This is a genomic window from Cobetia amphilecti (genome assembly GCF_020217465.1).
Taxonomy (GTDB): domain Bacteria; phylum Pseudomonadota; class Gammaproteobacteria; order Pseudomonadales; family Halomonadaceae; genus Cobetia; species Cobetia amphilecti.
Map to the genome: position 1 here is coordinate 2,937,627 of NZ_CP084115.1, position 20,020 is coordinate 2,957,646.

At 62.0% G+C, this 20,020-nt stretch carries 13 protein-coding genes and 4 tRNA genes; 4 read left to right on the top strand and 13 right to left on the bottom strand.

What is annotated here, in order from left to right:
- Nucleotides 1–17: 17 nt before the first annotated feature.
- The 8 genes from lon to LCW13_RS12380 all read right to left on the bottom strand — a co-directional run bounded on the left by lon (nucleotide 18) and on the right by LCW13_RS12380 (nucleotide 6,995).
- On the bottom strand, nucleotides 18–2,426 hold the full coding sequence (gene lon / locus LCW13_RS12345) for an endopeptidase La (protein ID WP_107336273.1): 2,409 nt from the start codon (nucleotides 2,424–2,426) through the stop codon (nucleotides 18–20).
- Nucleotides 2,427–2,658: 232 nt separating this feature from the next.
- Nucleotides 2,659–3,948 (bottom strand): ATP-dependent Clp protease ATP-binding subunit ClpX, encoded by a 1,290-nt coding sequence (gene clpX, locus LCW13_RS12350; RefSeq protein WP_043331299.1) that lies wholly within the window; start codon nucleotides 3,946–3,948, stop codon nucleotides 2,659–2,661.
- Nucleotides 3,949–4,032: 84 nt separating this feature from the next.
- Nucleotides 4,033–4,653 (bottom strand): ATP-dependent Clp endopeptidase proteolytic subunit ClpP, encoded by a 621-nt coding sequence (gene clpP, locus LCW13_RS12355; RefSeq protein WP_043331300.1) that lies wholly within the window; start codon nucleotides 4,651–4,653, stop codon nucleotides 4,033–4,035.
- A 122-nt stretch (nucleotides 4,654–4,775) separates the two neighbouring features.
- Complete coding sequence (gene tig, locus LCW13_RS12360) at nucleotides 4,776–6,128, bottom strand: trigger factor (protein WP_225347040.1); 1,353 nt, start codon at nucleotides 6,126–6,128, stop codon at nucleotides 4,776–4,778.
- A gap of 315 nt (nucleotides 6,129–6,443) precedes the next feature.
- Nucleotides 6,444–6,518 (bottom strand) — tRNA-His (locus tag LCW13_RS12365).
- Between the two features lie 68 nt (nucleotides 6,519–6,586).
- A tRNA-His gene (locus tag LCW13_RS12370) sits at nucleotides 6,587–6,661 on the bottom strand.
- A 94-nt stretch (nucleotides 6,662–6,755) separates the two neighbouring features.
- Nucleotides 6,756–6,832, bottom strand: a tRNA-Arg gene (locus LCW13_RS12375).
- Nucleotides 6,833–6,918: 86 nt separating this feature from the next.
- A tRNA-Pro gene (locus tag LCW13_RS12380) sits at nucleotides 6,919–6,995 on the bottom strand.
- Nucleotides 6,996–7,615: 620 nt separating this feature from the next.
- Here LCW13_RS12380 and folD point away from each other — a divergent pair.
- On the top strand, nucleotides 7,616–8,485 hold the full coding sequence (folD, locus tag LCW13_RS12385) for a bifunctional methylenetetrahydrofolate dehydrogenase/methenyltetrahydrofolate cyclohydrolase FolD (protein WP_054555494.1): 870 nt from the start codon (nucleotides 7,616–7,618) through the stop codon (nucleotides 8,483–8,485).
- Between the two features lie 85 nt (nucleotides 8,486–8,570).
- A complete protein-coding gene (mtnN, locus tag LCW13_RS12390) occupies nucleotides 8,571–9,281 on the top strand; it encodes a 5'-methylthioadenosine/S-adenosylhomocysteine nucleosidase (protein WP_225347041.1) in 711 nt (236 codons plus the stop codon).
- Between the two features lie 119 nt (nucleotides 9,282–9,400).
- Here mtnN and cysS read toward each other — a convergent pair whose 3' ends face one another.
- Together cysS and LCW13_RS12400 are read right to left on the bottom strand one after the other, a co-directional pair.
- The gene (cysS, locus tag LCW13_RS12395; RefSeq protein ID WP_225348156.1) at nucleotides 9,401–10,783 is read right to left on the bottom strand and encodes a cysteine--tRNA ligase; all 1,383 of its coding nucleotides are present in this window, start codon (nucleotides 10,781–10,783) and stop codon (nucleotides 9,401–9,403) included.
- A gap of 202 nt (nucleotides 10,784–10,985) precedes the next feature.
- A complete protein-coding gene (locus tag LCW13_RS12400) occupies nucleotides 10,986–12,665 on the bottom strand; it encodes a glutamine--tRNA ligase/YqeY domain fusion protein (RefSeq protein ID WP_225347042.1) in 1,680 nt (559 codons plus the stop codon).
- 238 nt (nucleotides 12,666–12,903) lie between these two features.
- On the opposite strand from LCW13_RS12400, the gene LCW13_RS12405 reads away from it, so the two are divergent.
- Entirely contained in the window at nucleotides 12,904–13,398 is a 495-nt protein-coding gene (locus LCW13_RS12405) for a peptidylprolyl isomerase (protein WP_043331309.1), read from the top strand.
- Between the two features lie 152 nt (nucleotides 13,399–13,550).
- Nucleotides 13,551–14,324, top strand: coding sequence for a UDP-2,3-diacylglucosamine diphosphatase (locus LCW13_RS12410; protein WP_054555497.1), 774 nt, complete (start codon nucleotides 13,551–13,553; stop codon nucleotides 14,322–14,324).
- Nucleotides 14,325–14,425: 101 nt separating this feature from the next.
- On the opposite strand, the gene LCW13_RS12415 is transcribed toward LCW13_RS12410, so the two are convergent.
- The 3 genes from LCW13_RS12415 to LCW13_RS12425 form a co-directional block, all read right to left on the bottom strand.
- On the bottom strand, nucleotides 14,426–18,340 hold the full coding sequence (locus tag LCW13_RS12415) for an AAA family ATPase (protein ID WP_225347043.1): 3,915 nt from the start codon (nucleotides 18,338–18,340) through the stop codon (nucleotides 14,426–14,428).
- A gap of 78 nt (nucleotides 18,341–18,418) precedes the next feature.
- On the bottom strand, nucleotides 18,419–19,231 hold the full coding sequence (miaE, locus tag LCW13_RS12420; RefSeq protein ID WP_215823239.1) for a tRNA-(ms[2]io[6]A)-hydroxylase: 813 nt from the start codon (nucleotides 19,229–19,231) through the stop codon (nucleotides 18,419–18,421).
- 16 nt (nucleotides 19,232–19,247) lie between these two features.
- Nucleotides 19,248–19,742 (bottom strand): DUF1289 domain-containing protein, encoded by a 495-nt coding sequence (locus LCW13_RS12425; protein ID WP_192837576.1) that lies wholly within the window; start codon nucleotides 19,740–19,742, stop codon nucleotides 19,248–19,250.
- Nucleotides 19,743–20,020: the final 278 nt, after the last annotated feature.

Here is a 20,020-nt window from a genome sequence, read left to right on the forward strand (position 1 = left end):
TGGCCAAAAAAATCCCGTCAATGTGTACTGATCATTGTCTGACGACCACTGGCATCGTCTGAACGAGAATCGTCCTTCTCAGCAGTAGACTTTTCTGCTAGAGCCACCTCAAGCACTTCGTCGATCCAGCGCACCGGCCGAATATCGAGTGCATCCTTGATGGTGTCCGGAACCTCCTTGAGGTCACGGCGATTTTCCTCGGGAATCAGCACAAGCTTTATACCACCGCGTCGCGCCGCCAGCAATTTCTCCTTGAGGCCACCGATCGGCATGACTTCGCCGCGCAGGTTGACCTCACCGGTCATTGCCACGTCACAGCGCACGGGGCGTCCACAGTAAGCGGATACCATCGCGGTGACCATGGCAGCGCCCGCACTGGGGCCGTCCTTGGGCGTGGCGCCTTCCGGCACGTGAATGTGCAGGTCTTCCTTCTCGAAGCGCTCAGCCTCGATACCGAAGGCCTCGGCACGCGCACGCACCACGGTGTGGGCCGCACTCACCGATTCCTTCATGACGTCGCCCAGTGACCCGGTCTTGCTGACACGGCCCTTGCCCGGCGTGACGACAGACTCGATGGTCAGCAGCTCACCGCCGACGGAGGTCCAGGCCAGGCCGGTGACACGCCCGATCTGGTCCTCGGCATCGGCAAGGCCGAAGCTGTACTTGCGCACACCCGCGTAGTGTTCGACCTGCTCGGCCTCAAGGTGCATGGAAGACAGTGCACCCTCCTTTGCCTCGGCGACCACACGCTCACGCACGATCTTGCGGCAGACCTTGGCGAGCTGGCGCTCAAGTTCACGCACACCGGCTTCACGCGAGTAGTAACGGATCAGCTCGAGCACGGAGGCTTCGCTGAAGGTCAGCTCGCCCGGCTTCAGACCATTGGCCTTGAGCTGCTTGGGCGCCAGGTAGCGCATCGCGATGGCCAGCTTCTCGTCTTCGGTGTAACCCGGCAGACGGATGATTTCCATGCGATCGCGCAGCGGGCCCGGAATGTTCATCGAGTTGGACGTACAGATGAACAGGGTCTCGGACAGATCGTAATCAAGCTCGAGGTAGTGATCGGCGAACTTGTCGTTCTGCTCCGGGTCCAGCACCTCAAGCAGCGCCGAGGCCGGATCACCGCGGTGGTCCATGCCCAGCTTGTCGATCTCGTCGAGCAGCACCAGCGGATTCTTCACGCCCGTCTTGGCCATGCGCTGGATGATCTTGCCCGGCAGTGCCCCGATATAGGTGCGACGGTGACCGCGGATCTCGGACTCATCGCGCACGCCGCCCAGCGCCATACGGGTGTACTGGCGGTTGGTGGCACGTGCGATGGACTTGCCCAGCGAGGTCTTGCCGACACCTGGCGGACCGACCAGACACAGCACTGGCCCCTTGAGCTTCTTGACGCGCTTCTGCACGGCGAGATACTCAAGGATGCGTTCCTTGACCTCATCCAGACCGTAGTGGTCCTCGTCCAGCACCTTGGCGGCGTGGTCGATGTCATGACGCACACGCGTGCGCTTCTTCCACGGCACGTCGCACAGCCAGTCCAGGTAGGTGCGCACCACGGTCGCCTCGGCGGAAGTCGGCCCCATCATCTTGAGCTTGTTGAGCTCCTGGGTGGCCTTCTCCTCTGCCTCCTTCGGCATGCCGGCGTCCTTGATGCGACGCTCGTACTGCTCGACCTCGTTGGGCACGTCATCCAGCTCACCCATTTCCTTCTGGATGGCCTTCATCTGCTCATTGAGGTAGTACTCGCGCTGCGACTTCTCCATCTGCTCCTTGACGCGGGTACGAATGCGCTTTTCGACCTGCAACAGGTCGATCTCCGCTTCGATCAGCGTCATCAGGTGCTCGATGCGGTCACGCACCTTGTCCATCTCGAGCAGCGCCTGCTTGTCATTGATGCCCAGCGACAGATGCGCACTGATGGTGTCCACCAGACGGCTCGGGTCTTCAATGCCCTGCAGGCTGCCCAGCACCTCGTTGGGCACCTTCTTGGAAAGCTTCACATACTGCTCGAACTGGTTGAGCAGCACGCGCACCAGGGTTTCCTGCTCCCGCTCGGACAGCGGCTGGCTGTCACGCAGCGCGACGTCGGCGATGCTGTGGCCGTCGTCGTGCAGGCGAATCGCCTGGATATCGGCGCGCGAGCTGCCCTCGATCAGCACCTTGACGGTACCATCGGGAAGCTTGAGCAGCTGCATGATGTCGGCAACGGTGCCGATGGCGAACAGGTCTTCCGCCGTCGGGTCGTCCTGGCTGGCTTCACGCTGCGCCGCAAGCAGGATCTTCTTGTCGCCTTCCATGGCCACTTCGAGGGCCTGGATCGACTTTTCCCGGCCGACGAACAGCGGAATCACCATCTGGGGATAGACCACCACATCCCGCAGCGGCAGCAGCGGAAGTGTCAGGGTCTGATCTTCGTTCTGCTCCATGGCAGACGTTCCTCGGTATTCTGTGGGTGGGCCGCCTCACACGGCACTTTGATACTGAGACCATGGGGGCAAGGTCATGATTTTGCAATGATCCCGACACGCCTGGCGGTAACTCAACGCTGAATGAAGCCGTGCGTGACCCGCGAATGCATCACAGTAAGGATGGCTTGCGAGCGCAAACGCAACGGGGGGCCTTGCGGCCCCCCGTTGGTGCGACTCAGGCCCGGACGTTTCAGCCGTCCTTGCCGGCCACCTTGCCCTGACTCTCTTCGTTCTTGGAGTAGATCAGCAGCGGCTTGCTGTCGCCGGCAATCACCGACTCATCCACCACCACCTTGCTGACACTCTCCTCGGACGGGATGTCATACATGGTGTCGAGCAGCACGGACTCGAGGATCGAGCGCAGACCACGTGCGCCGGTACGACGCTCGATGGCCTTGCGAGCCACGGCACGCAGCGCATCTTCACGCAGGTCCAGCTCGACATCTTCCATCTCGAACAGGCGCGAGTACTGCTTGACCAGCGAGTTCTTCGGCTCGGTCAGAATCTGCACCAGGGCATCTTCGTCCAGCTCGGTCAGTGTCGCGATGACCGGCAGGCGGCCAACGAACTCGGGAATGAGACCGAACTTGACCAGATCACCCGGCTCGACGTCTGCCAGCACGCGACCCACGGTCTTCTCGTCCTGCTTGCTCTTGACCTCGGCATTGAAGCCGATGCCACCCTTCTCGGCGCGTTCGCGGATCACCTTGTCCAGCCCGGCGAAAGCACCGCCGACGATGAACAGGATGTTGCCGGTATTCACCTGCAGGAATTCCTGCTGAGGGTGCTTGCGACCGCCCTGCGGCGGCACCGAGGCAGTGGTGCCCTCGATCAGCTTGAGCAGTGCCTGCTGCACGCCTTCACCCGAGACATCACGCGTGATGGAGGGGTTGTCGGACTTGCGCGAGATCTTGTCGATCTCATCGATGTAGACAATGCCACGCTCGGCCTTCTCGACATCGTAATCGCATTTCTGCAGCAGCTTCTGGATGATGTTCTCGACGTCCTCACCGACATAGCCCGCTTCGGTCAGGGTGGTCGCATCCGCGATGGTGAACGGGACGTTCAACAGGCGCGCCAGCGTCTCGGCCAGCAGCGTCTTGCCGCTACCGGTCGGGCCGATGAGCAGGATGTTGGACTTGCCCAGTTCCACTTCATCCGCGGCCTTCTGACCGGCGCGCAGACGCTTGTAGTGGTTGTACACCGCCACGGACAGCACACGCTTGGCGCGGTCCTGGCCGATCACGTAATCGTCGAGAGTGGAACGAATCTCACGCGGCGCCGGCAGGCGATCATCATCACCTTCGGCGTCGGCTTCGAGGACCTCTTCGCGAATGATGTCATTGCACAGATCGACACATTCGTCGCAGATGTAGACGGAAGGTCCCGCGATCAGCTTGCGCACTTCATTCTGGTTCTTGCCACAGAAGGAGCAGTACAGCAGTTTGCCGTTCTCGTCCTTGCCTTTGCCGTCAGCCATTCGCGTACCTCTCAATGGCGGCGACTCCCCGGGGAGCCGCCGGAAATGCATGTTTGCCGACGTCAGGTCAGCCGTTTACGCGGATCACTCCACGTCGGGACGGCGTTCCAGCACGGCATCGATCAGGCCGTACTCCACTGCCTGATTGGCCGCCATGAAGTTGTCACGGTCGGTATCATTGGCAATGGTGTCGAAGTCCTGGCCAGTGTGGTGCGCGAGAATGCGATTGAGCTTCTCACGGATGGTCAGGATTTCCTTGGTGTGAATCTCGATATCCGTGGCCTGACCCTGATAGCCGCCCAGCGGCTGGTGGATCATGACGCGGGAATTCGGCAGCGCGTAGCGCTTGCCGGCGGCACCGCCTGCCAGCAGCAAGGCACCCATGCTGGCTGCCTGGCCGATGCACACGGTGGACACGTCGGGCTTGATGAACTGCATGGTGTCGTAGATCGCCATCCCTGCAGTCACGGAGCCGCCCGGCGAGTTGATGTACAGATGGATGTCCTTGTCCGGGTTTTCAGACTCGAGGAACAACAGCTGAGCCACGACCAGATTGGCCATGTAATCCTCAACCGGACCCACAAGGAAGATCACCCGTTCCTTCAGCAGGCGGGAATAGATGTCATAGGCCCGTTCGCCGCGAGCATTCTGCTCGACAACCATCGGAACCAGACCGCCAGCATTCTTGATGTCGAAGTCGTTCATGGGGGCTTCCTTCATCCGATGACATTGATATCCATTGAGCATGCCACTTTACCCCGCCCACTGACCAGAGACCCGGCCGTAGCCGGGTCCTGGTCTAGCAAGCACTAGGGGTCAACCAAGCTTCAGGCTTGCTCGCCTTCGGCTTCAGCAGCCTCTTCTTCTGCTTCTTCCTGCTGCTGTGCAGCCTGCAGGGCTTCCTGGTAGGACATGGCAACGTCCTTAACCTGAGCCTGTGCCAGCAGCTTGTCAACGGCCTTCTCTTCAAGCAGCACGGACTTGAGCTGGTTGCGAGCCTGTTCGTTGGAACCATAGTACTCGGTGACCTGAGCCGGGTCCTGGTACTGCTGAGCCATTTCTTCAACGCGAGCATTCAGCTCTTCGTCGCTGACATCCATCTCGTTGCTGCTGACGACTTCGCTGAGCAGCAGGCCAGTCTTGACGCGCTGGACCGCCTGGTCCTGGAACAGTTCGCCCGGCAGCTGGGAGACGTCGAAGTCTTCGCCCAGACCGAACTGCTGTGCAGCCTGACGCTTCAGACCGTCGATTTCCTGGTCGGCCAGAGCCTGCGGCACGAGGATGTCGTTGACCTTGGTCAGTTCGGCCAGCACCTGCTGCTTGACGCGATTCTCGATCGCGTTCTTCAGCTCACGCTGCATGTTCTTCTTCACTTCCACCTTGAAGCTTTCGACATCGGCAGCTTCCAGGCCGAACTGGGCGATGAACTCTTCGTTCACTTCCGGCAGTTCCTGAGCCTTGACGGCATGGACCTTGACCTTGAAGGTCGCTTCCTGACCGGCGAGGTGCTCGGCCTGGTAGTCAGCCGGGAAGGAAACCTTGATTTCCTTATCGTCGCCGGCAGCAGCGCCGACCAGCTGCTCTTCGAAGCCCGGGATGAAGCTGTTGGAGCCCAGCACCAGCTCGTGACCTTCTGCCTTGCCGCCTTCGAAGGCCTCTTCACCGAGGAAGCCTTCAAAGTCGATCTTGACCTGGTCGCCGTCAGCGGCAGCGCGCTCGACGTCGGTCCAGGAGGCGTTCTGCTTGCGCAGGGTCTCGATCATCTCTTCGACGTCGGCGTCGGTCACTTCGGCCTGCGGACGCTCGATTTCAGCGCCTTCGATCGGCTTCAGTTCGATTTCCGGGTAGATTTCCAGAGTCGCGACGAACTCCAGATCCTTGCCGGCTTCATCGACGGTCGCGTCGATCTTCGGCCAGCCAGCCGGGTTCAGTTCGTTTTCGGTGACGGCGGTCACGTAATGCTGGCGCATGATCTCGCCAACGATTTCGTTGCGCACGTCCTTGCCGTAACGCTGTTGCACCACTGCCATCGGCACGTGGCCCTTGCGGAAGCCGTTCAGACGAACGGTCTTGGCGGTTTCCAGAAGACGGGCGTTGACGGCCTGGTCGACTTCAGAAGCCGGCACCGTGATGGTGACCGTGCGCTCGATCGGAGAAGTCGTTGCGACAGAAGCTTGCATGAAAGTTCCTCTACCCACTGGTGGCGTTCGAATCATAAAGGCGAAGATTGTAGAAACCCCGCCACGCGCTGGCAAGCGCGGATATGACCCTTTCATATGGTGCCTTGGTCCAAGTTATTCAAGGACCCCGGCCATTTTCTGCTCCACCTACCCGCCAGACAGGCACCTGGAGCGCCCGGCAACCCGGAATCGTCATGCATGGAGCAGTGCGAAAAAACCAAAAAAAAGGAGGAGAAAGCCATTGGCCTTCTCCCCCTTTTGCGGCATGCCGCCCGCCCAAGTGGGCCAGGCAGCATCCTGATATTCATCGAGACGTGGGGTGGATGATGGGGTTCGAACCCACGACCACCGGAGTCACAATCCGGGGCTCTACCACTGAGCTACACCCACCACTTCTGGAGGTTGGACAGAAAGCCTGCCGTCTCCATCTCGTTGATACTGCTCAAGCTGACATGCAATGGGGTGGATGATGGGGTTCGAACCCACGACCACCGGAGTCACAATCCGGGGCTCTACCACTGAGCTACACCCACCACTGCATGAACATCTTCACATCGTCTGGTCGCAGTCATCAGGCTCAATGAAGAGCATTCCGACATCCACTTCGATAACGAATCGCTATCTCGATGGCACGCCCAGCAGGACTCGAACCTGCAACCTACGGCTTAGAAGGCCGTTGCTCTATCCGGTTGAGCTATAGGCGCAGAAACTAATGCTGCGAGTCAACCTCCGGACAAAGCCCTGAATACTGTTTCAGAAGACCGAAGCCTTGCGATATGTTGTATTCAAGTGGTCGGGATAGAGGGATTCGAACCCCCGACATCCTGCTCCCAAAGCAGGCGCGCTACCAGACTGCGCTATATCCCGAAACCGTCTTCAACCGACCGTCGAACCCCGTCGATGCGAGGCGTATTCTACCGAACTTTCGTCTGCGGTCAAGCCCTTACGTGAATTCTTTCCAAAAGATTCGTTTGCCCCTCGCGCTGTCATGCCAATGTCATGTCATGGGCTTTCACCCCTGCAGCCTCCAACATCTCTCCTTGCTGATACAAGACGCCTTACCTGTCATCGCCTCTGCCACTGACGCAGTGATGACTTGCGACGGCTGAGCACCGCCGGTGGACTGACTATCGTCCCTATGCCTTCTGCCTTTATGCCATCCGCCCTCTCCCATCCGCCCTCTCCCATCGCCCCCAGCCTTCTCCTTACTCCGCTCTCTGCTTCCCCCTTTTGTCTCTCCCTTTGCTTCTACCTCTGCTTGCGCCTCTACAGAGGGAGCATCAGGGCGGAAACCGCATGGCATGACCCCACTCTCGCCTGCCTTCTGGAGCCGTCTTCTGCACTGTCGAGCGCTGGTGAAAGACCTGACGGCCATGACAGCTTTCGACCAAGGTCGTCATTCGGCGTTGACTGGAGGGCAAGGCATGCGAAAATTGGCCATCGTTGTCCCTCCTGCATTTATCGCCCACGAGAAGGAATGATCGCTGATGTCAGCACAACTGATAGATGGCAAGGCCATTGCCGAACGCGTACGCCAACAGGTAGGCCGTCAGGTCGATGCGCGTCGTGATGCCGGTGAACGTATTCCGGGGCTTGCCGTCGTGCTGGTCGGTGAAGACGCGGCCTCCGAGGTCTATGTCCGCAACAAGCACCTCGCCTGCGAGAAGGCTGGCATTCTCTCCACCCAGCACCGCCTGTCCGCTGACACCACTCAGCAGGAACTGGAAGCCCTGGTCGACCAGCTGAATGACGACACCAGCATCGATGGCATCCTGGTGCAGCTGCCGCTGCCGGCGCATCTCGATTCACGCCCGATTCTCGAGCGCATCCGTACAGACAAGGACGTGGACGGCTTCCACCCCTACAACCTCGGTCGTCTGGCGCAGCGCCTGCCGGTAATGCGCCCCTGCACCCCCAAGGGCATCATGACGCTGCTGTCCGAGAGCGGCCTGCAGGTGCGCGGCATGGACGCCACCATCGTGGGCGCCTCCAACATCGTCGGTCGCCCGATGTCACTGGAGCTGATGCTGGCCGGCTGCACTACCACCGTCTGTCACCGTTTCACCAAGGACCTGGAGAGCAAGGTCCGCCAGGCAGACCTCGTCGTGGTCGGCGTCGGCAAGCCGGGCCTGGTCAAGGGTGAGTGGATCAAGGAAGGCGCCATCGTCATCGATGTGGGCATCAACCGCCTCGACAACGGCTCGCTGGTCGGTGACGTGGAGTTCGCCCCGGCGGCGGAGCGCGCAGGCTGGATCACGCCGGTACCGGGCGGCGTCGGCCCGATGACCGTTGCCTCGCTGCTGGAGAACACCCTGTTCGCCGCCGAGCTGCACGATGCTCAGCTGGCCGGCAAGTAAGCACGCACCCTCTCGCTGACACCTCCCCCGGCCGCGGGGCATCGCATGACAGGATGCCCCGCAGGCCTTGCTTCAGGATTTCACCATGTCCCTCAAGACACTTGGCATCATCGGCGCCATGGCCGAGGAAGTCGCCATCCTCGCCGAGCTGCTGGAAGACAGCACCACGACTCAACATGCCGGCTCCACCTTCCACGTCGGCCAGCTGCACGGCCTCAAGATAGTGCTGCTGCAGTCCGGCATCGGCAAGGTCAATGCCGCCGTGGGCGCCTGCCAGCTGATCGAGCGCTACCAGCCGGATGCCATCATCAACACCGGTTCCGCCGGGGGCTTCGCCTCTGATCTGGAGATCGGCGACGTGGTCATCTCCAGCGAAGTGCGTCACCACGACGTCGATGCCGTGGTGTTCGGCTACGAATACGGCCAGGTGCCACAGATGCCGGCCGCCTACCCGTCAGACCCGGCACTGGTGAAGATCGCGCGTGAGTGCGTCGAAGCCCAGGGCGAGATCAAGGCACGTGAAGGCCTGATCTGCACCGGTGACATCTTCATGGCAGACCCGGAACTGGTCGCGCTGACTCGCTCACGCTTCCCGGACATGCTGGCCGCCGAGATGGAAGCCGCCGCCATCGCCCAGACCTGCTTCGTCTATGAGATGCCGTTCGTGGTCATCCGTGCGCTGTCTGACATCGCCGGCAAGGACAACAACAGCCTGTCCTTCGAGGAATTCCTGCACGTCGCCGCACGCCAGTCCTCGCGCATGGTCGAGGCCATGGTCAAGCGCCTCGCCAGCTGATCAACCGCTGCCTGAGAGCGACCCCGCCCGACCGACCATAAAAAACCGCCGCCCCTCTCGGGACGGCGGTTTTTTTCGCGGTGACATTTTCGCGGCGACAATGCGTCATGCCAACCGCATCAGCCTTCCAGCACCCAGGTCGTCCCCTCGCGGGAATCCTTGAGGATGATGCCCTGAGCGGCCAGCTCGTCACGGATACGGTCAGCACCCGCGAAATCCTTGGCCTTCTTGGCGGCAGCACGCGCCTCGATCTGCGCCTGGATCTCGTCTTCCGACAACGCCAATGCGGCAGTATCGCCCTTGAGGAAGACCGCCGGGTCCTGGCCGAACAGTCCCAGCAGACCGCCCAGCGCGGTCAGTTCGAAGGCCAGCGCCGGCGCCTGCTGCGGTGCCTCCTTCTTGGCACGGTTCAGCTCGCGGGCCAGCTCGAACAGCACCGACAGCGCACCGGCCGTATTGAAGTCGTCATCCATGGCAGCCACGAAGCGTGTCCGCCAGTCGCCTGACACCTCGCCCTGTTCGGGCGTGACGTTCTCCAGCGCATTGTAGAAGCGCTCCAGCGAACGACGCGCCTCATCCAGCGAGTTGGCTTCATAGCTGATCGCACTGCGGTAGTGGCTAGCCACCAGCAGATAACGCACCACTTCCGGGTTGTGCTGCTCCAGCACATCACGAATCGTGAAGAAGTTGCCCAGCGACTTGGACATCTTGTCCTGCCCGACACGCACCGCGCCGGCGTGCATCCACACATTGGCATACTGCTGGCCAGTGGCGGCTTCGGACTGGGCGATCTCGTTCTCGTGATGCGGGAAGGTCAGGTCCGGCCCGCCGCCGTGGATATCGAAGGTGTTGCCCAGGCAGCAGGTCGACATCGCGGAGCACTCGATATGCCAGCCCGGACGGCCCGCGCCCCAAGGAGACGGCCAGCTGGCCTCGCCCGGCTTGGCGGCCTTCCACAGCACGAAGTCGAGCGGGTCTTCCTTGGCCTCTTCCACTTCCACGCGCGCGCCGGACTGCATGTCATCGAGCTGACGGTTGTTGAGCTTGCCGTAGCCCTCGAAACGACGCACACGGTAGTAGACATCACCGTTGCTGGCCGCGTAGGCAAAGCCCTTGTCGATCAGCGTCTCGGTCATCGTGATGATATCGCCGATGTGCGCGGTCGCGCGTGGCTCGCGATCAGGACGCAGGATCCCCAGACGCCCCTCGTCTTCGTGCATCGCCTGGATCATGCGCTCGGTCAGCGCCTCGAAGGCTTCGCCATTCTCGTCGGCACGCTTGAGGATCTTGTCGTCGATATCGGTGATGTTGCGCACATAGGTGACGTCATAGCCACGCGCACGCAGGTAACGCGTGATGATGTCGAAGGCCACCATCACACGCGCATGGCCGATGTGACAGAGGTCATAGACCGTCACGCCACAGACGTACATGCGCACCTTGTTGCCTTCCAATGGCACGAAGGGTGCCTTGGTCCGGCTCAGGGTACTGTAGATGGACAGTGTGCTCGCGGCATCTTCGAGTGAAATCATTCAGTCATCGCCCTTGGCTACTTTGCTGACAGTGCGCTGTCAGCCTTGCGAAATGGAGCGGCCCGCAGGCCGGTCATGCAGCTTCGTCATCGAAGGTACAGGATCAGCCTGCGGGCCGTGAAGCGGGTCAAAAGTCATGCCAGCAGACCTCCCTCAGGAGGCCTGGCTGCCATCAACCCTTCTTCTGGGCCTTGGCCCAACCGTCCTTCAGGCTGACGGTACGGTTGAAGACCAGCGCGCCATCGACGCAGTCATGGCGGTCGGCGACGAAGTAGCCGATACGCTCGAACTGGTAACGCGTTTCCGGCGCGGCATTGCGCAGGCTCGGCTCACCGAAGCCCTTGACGATGCTCAGCGAGTCCGGATTGAGGTGCTCAAGGAAGTCGACATCCTTGTCACGGTCCGGCTCGGCTTCCAGGAACAGGTTCTCGTACTGACGCACCTCGACCGGCACTGCGTGCTCGGCGCTGACCCAGTGGATGACACCCTTGACCTTGCGGCCTTCCGGGTTCTTGCCGAGGGTATTGAGGTCGACACTGCAACGCAGCTCGACGATCTCGCCGGCCTCATCCTTGATCACTTCATCACAGCGGATGACGTAACCGTTGCGCAGACGCACTTCCTTCTCGGGCGCGAGACGGAAGAACTTCTTCGGCGCATCTTCCATGAAGTCATCGGCGTCGATCCACAGCTCACGGGTCAGCGGAATCTGGCGCGTGCCCATGTCGTCACGTGCCGGATGGCCGGGCACCTCGAAGACTTCCTCATGACCTTCCGGCAAGTTGGTCAACACCACCTTGAGCGGATTGAGCACGCACATGGCCCGCAGCGCGTTGTCTTCCAGGTCGGAACGGATGGCGTGGTGCAGCATGCCGATCTCGACCATGCCGCCATCCGCGCGGCTCACGCCGATCATGTCGCAGAACTTGCGAATGGAAGCGGCCGTGTAGCCACGACGACGCATGCCCGAGATGGTCGGCATGCGCGGGTCATCCCAGCCATCGACGACACCCTCGTCCACCAGCAGCTTCAACTTGCGCTTGGAGGTGACGGTGTAATCCAGGTTCAGACGCGCGAACTCGATCTGACGCGGCGTGACCGGTACCGGCAGGTTGGCCAGGAACCACTCATACAGCGGACGATGGTCCTCGAATTCCAGCGTACAGATGGAATGCGTCACGCCTTCCAGCGCATCGGACTGACCATGCGTGAAATCGTAGGACGGGTAGATCTTCCACTTGTCGCCGGTCTGGTGATGGCTGGCATGGCGGATACGATAGAGAATCGGATCACGCAGATTGATGTTGGGCGCCGCCATGTCGATACGGGCACGCAGCACCTTCTCGCTCTCGCCGAATTCGCCCTTCTTCATGCGCTCGAGCAGATCGAGGTTTTCCTCGGGGCTACGCTCACGGTACGGGCTCGGGCGACCCGGCTCCTTCAGCGTGCCACGATATTCACGAATCTCGTCCGGCGACAGGTCATCGACATAGGCCTTGCCTTCACGCACCAGGTGCTGGGCCCAGGCATAGAGCTGGTCGAAATAATCGGAAGCGAAGCGCACCTTGCCGGCCCACTCGAAGCCCAACCATTCGACGTCTTCCTTGATGGCGTCGATATAGGCCTGCTCTTCCTTGGCCGGGTTGGTGTCATCGAAGCGCAGGTGACAATCGCCACCGAGCTGCTGCGCCAGACCGAAGTTCAGACAGATCGACTTGGCGTGCCCGATATGCAGGAAGCCGTTAGGCTCCGGCGGGAAACGCGTGACAACCTTATCGGCACGGCCGGCCTCGAGTTCTTCGCGGATCTGGTTAAGCACGAAGTTCGGGGCGCTCTGGGTCTCGGTACTCATGAAGTTTCGCTGCACCTCTGTGTGGTTCCTGGGCGTCGTATTGCGGGTCGTCATGTGGTTGAACGAACGTGCGCAAGGACAACAAGACGGATGATCGGGGCTGCATCCACGCGCCTGCCGCCCGCTCAGGCTTTCGTGTCTGGATGCAAAGCCGCTATTATAGCGCGACGCCCGCAGGCGATGCCATGAAGCCGCGCCTGCCTGACACTTGAGCAAGACAGATGACCGGGAAGCCCGAATGATCGTTCTTCACACCAACTACGGCGATATCACCCTCGAACTCAACCACGAGAAGGCCCCGAAGACCGCGGCCAACTTCGAGCAGTACGTGCGTGAAGGCCACTACAGCAATGTCCTTTTCCACCGCGTCATTCCGGGCTTCATGGTTCAGGGCGGTGGCTTTGACACCGACTTCAACCAGAAGCCGACCAATGGCGTGATCGAGAACGAAGCCGACAACGGCCTCAAGAATGACCGCGGCACCGTGGCCATGGCTCGCACCATGGACCCGCACTCCGCCAGCGCCCAGTTCTTCATCAACGTCAATGACAACGACTTCCTGAACTTCACCAGCAAGACCAGCCAGGGCTGGGGTTACTGCGTGTTCGGCAAGGTCGTCGAAGGCATGGACGTGGTCGAGAAGATCGAAGCGGTCAAGACCACCCGTCGCGACGGCCACGCCGACGTGCCGGCAGAAGACGTGATCATCACCAGCGCTGAAATCACCGAATAAGCGATTTCGCCTGATCACGCCGCAAGGCGTGCCTGCCGCCCGGCCTGGCCTCGTGATCGCGAGTGCCAGGCTGGGCGGTTTGCGTTATGAACTCCCACGGCAGTGCGCCCTTGCGATGCCCTGCTGACCGCCCACCTTCGCGGACCCCGACCATGAACACGACTGCCACCACCCTCTTCATCTCCGACCTGCACCTGCAACCCGACACGCCCGAGATCGCCCAGGGCTTCCTCGACTATCTGGCACGTCTGGCTACCTGCCAGCCTGCCGTCGAGCGTCTGTTCCTGCTGGGTGACATCTTCGAGGTCTGGGTCGGCGATGACTATCGCAACGACTTCACCGACAGCATGAGCGCTGCGCTCAAGCGCATCGCCGAGCGCGGCACCGCGATCTTCTTCATGCACGGCAATCGCGACTTCCTGGTCGGCGAGACCTTCGCGGCCGAGGCCGGCGTGACGCTGCTGCCCGACCCGAGCGTGATCGAGCTGGACGGCGAGCGCGTGCTGCTGATGCACGGCGACAGCATGTGCACCCGCGACGAGGCCTACATGAAGTTCCGCGCCATGACCCGCGACCCTCAGTGGCAGGCGCAGATTCTGGCCATGCCGCTGGAGCAGCGTCTGGCGCTGGCCCAGTCACTGCGCATGCAGTCCGGCGAGACCAACAGCGAGAAGGACGAGGCGATCATGGACGTCACGCCCGAGGAAGTGGTGCGCGAGATGCGTGAGCACGACGTGCGCACGCTGATCCATGGCCATACGCATCGCCCGGCGGTACATGAACTCGAGATCGATGGCGAGCCGGCGCGCCGCATCGTGCTCGGCGACTGGCGCCCGACTCAGGCCTTCGACATCATCGCCCGTGGCCAGGGGCCGGAGCTGCGTGAATTTGCGCTGCCGCTGGTCGATGCGATCACCCACGGCTGATCGCTTGCACACACCAAAAAGCCCCGCTGCCGATCACGGCAGCGGGGCTTTTTTCTTACGCTCTCACAGTATCAGGCGCTTCGCTGCGCCAGACGCTGCGCTCAGGCCGGTGACGACGCCTTGCGGCGCGCACGCCCCTCGGCGATCTCCACCAGCTGATGCCAGCCCAGTACCGCGGGGGCATCGGCGCTCGGCAGCTCTTCCAGCAACACCTTCAGACGCTGACACCGCTCGGCATCATGGGCATCGACCAGACGCAGCCAGGTGGCAAGTCCCATGGCCTCATGGTGGGTGTTTTCCTGCTCGATGGAGTAGGACAGCCCCTGCTCGATCAGGGAGCGCACCTTCTCCAGCGGCAGCCCCTGAGCACTGCGCAGGCTCGCGACCAGATAGCTGACTTCTGACAGGTAGAAGGAATTGCGTTCCTGGGCGACCAGCAGCACTTTCTCCATGTATTCCTCGGCGGCAGCGTGCTCGCCCAGCGCCATCACGGCGTCCATGTACCACAGGTTGGGACGTTGATGACGCTCGCGTCCGGTCAGCTCCGCGAACTCGTTCATGCTCGACTGCAGCATGGACAGGCCATCGCGGTCGCCATTCATCGCCCGCGCCCAGCCCAGCACACCATGCGCTGCCATGTGCCACAGGTGAAGGTCCGCTGAACGCGTCACTTCCAGGGCCCGCTCGGCGCGCTGGGTCGCCAGATGGGTGTGGCCCAGCTGGCGATACAGGGAGGTGGAGAACATCAACGCCATCGCCAGCGAACCGGGCTGACCGATCTGCTCGGCCATGCGAATCGCCGCCTCGGCCTGCTGCTCGGCCTTCACGTAGTCGCAGCGCAGGCACGATGTCCAGCTCTGCAGACAGGAGGCCGCCACCTGCGGGTGATCGCTGAACGGCAGCCATTCGAGCACCATCGGATGGTTGACCGGATCGATCTCATCCAGGTGCTCGCCCGCCACACGCACGCGGCCGGCCCAGAACTCGCAGTGGGCACGCGCATAATCGGCCAGGCGACGATAGCGATCATCGCAAAGCTCTTCCGCCAGCTCGCTGAGGCCCGAGGCCAGCGCGAAGGCATCGGCGTGGGCATGACGCTCGCTGCAGCCGACCCACAGGCCCCATTTGACGATGAAGGCCTGCTCGAGGTCCGGCTCGTCGTCCTCGACCAGCGCAGGGCTGCTGAGCAGGTTGCGTGCCTGCACGAAGCTCTCGTGGGCGATGCGTGAGCCATGGCCTTCCAGCGCGAAACCGGACTGGCCACGTACCGTCAGCAGGCTGACTTCGCGCTCTTCTTGACCATCGACATGCTTGAGGCAGGCCAGGCCGTTGTCCGCCATCTTGAGCGCGGTGCGGTTGGCGCTGATCTTGAGCGCCTCGCGCGCCGAGAGCTCGAAGTAACGCGCGGCACGGCTGAAGTTCTGCGACTTGCGCAGGTGAACGGCGAAGTAGCCGGGGTGACGACTGATCCAGGCGGGATACTTGTCCTCGATCAGCGCGACCACCTGATGGTGAATCCGGCGCCGCACATCCCGCGGACACGACAGGTAGGCCGCTTCCTGGATCAGCTGATGGGTAAACTGGTAGTCGAATTCACTGTCGCTGCTGCAGGCCTCGATGATCTCCAGGCGCTGCATGTTCTCGATGGCGCGCTTGAGGCGGCCCTCCTCGAACTCACAACTCTGGCGCACGAAGCTCAGCTTGAAGACACGCCCCAATACCGCGGCGGCGTGGGCGACATCGCGCCCTTCTTCCAGCTGATCGATACGACTGGAGAGCAGACCGATCAGGCCCTTGGGCAACTCGTCGAGCTGCACCGGACGCCCTTCGCGGCGGTCCATGTCGAGACGACGGCAGATTTCCTGCAGGTAGAGCGGCACGCCATCGCAGCGCTCGATGAGCTGGCTGCGCATGCGTGGACTCAGGTGCAGGCGATAGCGACGTGACAGGTGCGACAGCAGGCGCGAGACCTGCATCGGATCGAGGCGACCCAACGCGATGTGCTGGTCCCAGTTGAGCTTGACCGCCAGGCTGTCGCGACCGTTGTGGCTCGCGGCCAGCATGAAGCCGATGTTGATCGGCAGACGCGCCTGCAGGCCAGCCAGCACCTTGAGCGACGGCTCATCGAGCCACTGCAGGTCATCGATCATCATCACCAGCGGGCGCAGGCTGGCTGACTTCTCGATCACCAGGTGCAGCACGCGCACGACGCGTTCGACCGTCTCGCTGGACTGGATCAGCACTTCGTCTTCGGCAGTATCTTCCGCCGTGCCGAGCACCGCGTGGAAGGAGCGACGCACTTCCTCGCTGATGCCCTGCAACGCCTCGGAAGACTCGAACAGCTGCTCGACGCTTTCGCGATCGATATTGCCGTCCAGACGCCAGCGAATCAGCGCCGTCACGACACTGTAGGGCTCAAGCTGCGAGAGACGCGTGGTCGGCATCCAGCACAGCCCGACATCCTGGCTCTGCTCCAGCTGACGGAAATTGACCATCAGGGCCGACTTGCCCATGCCGGAGTTGCCACTGACCAACACGCTCTGGCGCAGGCCGATGCTGGCGCGGGCCAGCGCATCGCGCAGGCGACGCAGCTCGCCCTCGCGACCGATCAAGGTCGGCAACGAGGATTCGCGGGTGGCGACACTGCTGCCCAGCACCAGCGCACGCAAACGCACGCGACCGTCAGCGGCCAACAGGCGCGAGGTCAAGCGGGGCTGCAGATCCAGTGCCGGCGGCATGTGCTGACTGGCTTCCTGGGAGATCACCAGCTCGCTGCCTTCGGCGGCGGTCATCAACTCGAGGGAATATTGCGTGACCTGACCCAGTGGGTCGGCCAGCTGGCGCTCCGGCAGGTAGATGACCTGACCGGAGTGCAGGCCCGCCGACAGCGAGAAGGCCGGCGGTTTGCCTTCACCGTCCCACAGCTTGGCGATCTCGTCGGGGATCGCCTTGCTGCAGTGCTCATAGAGCGCGACCAGCTCGGCGAGCTGATGCGCCGGGCCGTGGGTGCCGAAGCATGCCAGACCCACGCCACCCGTGGCGCCCGGCAGCCAGAAGCCGCCCAGGTGATGACACTGCTGCTCCAGCCAGCGCAGCAGCTCGATCTGCAGCGTCAGGCAGGCACGCGCCCAGACGCGGTCACGATGACTGTCCTTGACGCTCAGACGAATGGCCATGACCGACAGCTGACGGTGATCGATTTCCTCTTCGCGCAGCGGCGCGCTGTCCAGCGACAGGGTCCGTGAGATGGCGCCCTGCGGCGTCATGGCACTCATGGTCTCGCTCTTGCCATCGGACCAGTAGCGCGCCAGCTGCAGGAAGCCGGGGTCCGGCTGCTGACCGGAGAGCGCCAGCTGCTGCAGGAAGGCATTGAACTGCTCATGGGCCGCGGCCGACTGGCCGCCTTCGGCCAGCTGACGCACGAGACGCTCATGGAAGGGGCCGTAACCGGAGAAGCGACTGACTAGCGTGCGCAGCACGTCATCGGGCAGCGGCTCGTCCGTGGCCAGCACCCGCTCGGCGAACTGGATGACGCGCTGACGCCACTCGCCACGCACCTTGATCATCCAGCGCTGGAAGTCAGGGCACTGGGTCAAGGAGAGCTCCTCGACCAGGTCGCCACGATACAGGGTGAGAATCTCCCCCAGGGTGGCGACGGAGGGCGGTGCCAGCAGCAGGCCGTTGAGCTCGTCGAGATCAAGCTCCCAGTGCTCCGGCAGCGAGAGCGCGATGGTCTGGCGCGACACCGTCAACAGGTTGTCGGCCTCTTCGCCGAGACTCTGACGCAGACAGTGCAAGGCGTGGCGAAGGTTGGTCCGTCCGGAGGACAGCCCCTGATCCGGCCATAGCAACTCCGCCAACCCGGCACGGGAGACGGCCTGATCATGCAGCAGCAGATGCAGAAGTAGCGCCTTGACCTTGTCGTAGCTGAACTGAGTCAGCGTGTCATCACCCAACGTCAGCTGGAAATGTCCCAGCAGTGCCAGTTGAGCTTGACCAGATGTTTCCTGCGTCATGTGTCATCCATTTCAAAGTCGCGAACGAAACGCCAGCCCTGCCACGGCGCCGGTGATCCCCTGTCCTTGATCCTTGCCTTAGTCTCTCGTGCCTTGATCCATCGCGTCCCGACCCACCCTGGCCGAGGCGCGCGCTGCCCGTCGTGCGCTCGGCTGACCACTGTGGAAGCGGAAGACAGCATCGGGGGTTTCGATCAGCTCTCGTTCCACTTCACGTAGCACCGCGAGACGGGGTTCCAGTGGTTCATTGGTGTATTGCTCCGCCAACATGAGGTAATCCTCATAGTGACGTCCTTCTGACTTAACCAAAGTGCGATAGAACTTTGCAAGCTCTGGTTCCAGATACGGGATGAGGCGCGCGAAGCGCTCACACGACCTTGCCTCTATCAGGGCGCCGATCAGCAGGATGTCCACCAGGCGTTGCGGGTCTTCGTCCCTGACCTGCTGGCGCAGGGCTTCGGCATAGCGCGAGGCCTTGATATGCCGATAGACGATGCCCCGCTTCTCCATCAGCCCGACCACCTGCTCGAAGTGCAGCAGCTCTTCGCGCGCCAGCTGTGACATCTTGGTCAACAGCAGTGGCCGGTTCACGTAGCGGTACATCAGGCTCATGGCGGTGGAGGCGGCTTTCTTCTCGCACTGCGCATGGTCGATCAGCAACAGCTCCGGATTCTCGAGCGCCGCCTCGACCCAGCTCAGGGGCGTCCTGCAGGGCAGAAAGGCCAGCAGCGACGCCGGCAGCAAGGCATCGGTATCTTCATCGCTTGGCCCCTGCGACGCTGCGATCACGCGCGCCCCAGCCTCACTCTCGCCATACTGGCCAGCATGAACATCATCATGCTGCTTGCTCTGCTCAGGCGCAATCACATTGCGCTCCGTCACGTCGGTCATTGAATTCATTGTCACGTCAGTCTTTTGTCTCGCTCGCTTGCGTCTGCTGCTGACTGACAGGAGACACCTCAACGACGGAGTTCATATCATTATCGGCACGCTTTGCCGCTTCCACCATGATTTCATCGTTTATATGGGCAAAAAGCTGTTCGGGCTCAAGTTCTCGCGCATGGGCCAGTGGTGCGATGCCATATGCCGACAGGTCCTTGATGCGGGTGCGCCCGACGCGCAGCAGCTCAACGGCGCGTGACAGCGCCGACTGATCGGCACGGAAACGGATGCGATGGCGGGTCAGCTGCTCGGCCAGCATGGCGTCATCGGCGACGCGCAGCCAGCGGGCGGCGACCTGGCTGCGCAGCTCGTCCAGTGCCAGCATGCGCTGGGCGCGCTGGTCACTGTCATAGCCGAACCAGGCCAGGATCTCATGATCATGACGCTGGCAGCCGCGACAGACGCTATCGCCGACCGTAGTGGAGCAGACACCTACGCAAGGAGAAAGAATACGGCTCATGTTGCCCTCGGGGGAGGCGGAAAGTGTGATTCGGGGTAACCCCCATCATACCGTGCGTACCTGAGAGCCGACAGCATCGCGCCGTCTGTGCCCAAAGAACCTCTTGTCAGCACCGCGCTGGGCGTCATCAGCGCGTCATCAGCGTTGCCGCATAGTGTTTGCTCAGCGTGATTTCCTGACAATCAGATGAAATATCAGAATGTTATGCCGCAATAGGCGACCAAAGTCTCAGCCCCCGCCACTGGGCGCTCCTTAACATTGTCGACAAAGTTGAGTAG

Coding starts and splice junctions, on each gene's coding strand:
- lon (WP_107336273.1), bottom strand. CDS start 2,426: ATGGAGCAGAACGAAGATCAGACCCTGACACTTCCGCTGCTGCCGCTG.
- clpX (WP_043331299.1), bottom strand. CDS start 3,948: ATGGCTGACGGCAAAGGCAAGGACGAGAACGGCAAACTGCTGTACTGC.
- clpP (WP_043331300.1), bottom strand. CDS start 4,653: ATGAACGACTTCGACATCAAGAATGCTGGCGGTCTGGTTCCGATGGTT.
- tig (WP_225347040.1), bottom strand. CDS start 6,128: ATGCAAGCTTCTGTCGCAACGACTTCTCCGATCGAGCGCACGGTCACC.
- folD (WP_054555494.1), top strand. CDS start 7,616: ATGTCAGCACAACTGATAGATGGCAAGGCCATTGCCGAACGCGTACGC.
- mtnN (WP_225347041.1), top strand. CDS start 8,571: ATGTCCCTCAAGACACTTGGCATCATCGGCGCCATGGCCGAGGAAGTC.
- LCW13_RS12400 (WP_225347042.1), bottom strand. CDS start 12,665: ATGAGTACCGAGACCCAGAGCGCCCCGAACTTCGTGCTTAACCAGATC.
- LCW13_RS12405 (WP_043331309.1), top strand. CDS start 12,904: ATGATCGTTCTTCACACCAACTACGGCGATATCACCCTCGAACTCAAC.
- LCW13_RS12410 (WP_054555497.1), top strand. CDS start 13,551: ATGAACACGACTGCCACCACCCTCTTCATCTCCGACCTGCACCTGCAA.
- LCW13_RS12415 (WP_225347043.1), bottom strand. CDS start 18,340: ATGACGCAGGAAACATCTGGTCAAGCTCAACTGGCACTGCTGGGACAT.
- miaE (WP_215823239.1), bottom strand. CDS start 19,231: ATGACCGACGTGACGGAGCGCAATGTGATTGCGCCTGAGCAGAGCAAG.
- LCW13_RS12425 (WP_192837576.1), bottom strand. CDS start 19,742: ATGAGCCGTATTCTTTCTCCTTGCGTAGGTGTCTGCTCCACTACGGTC.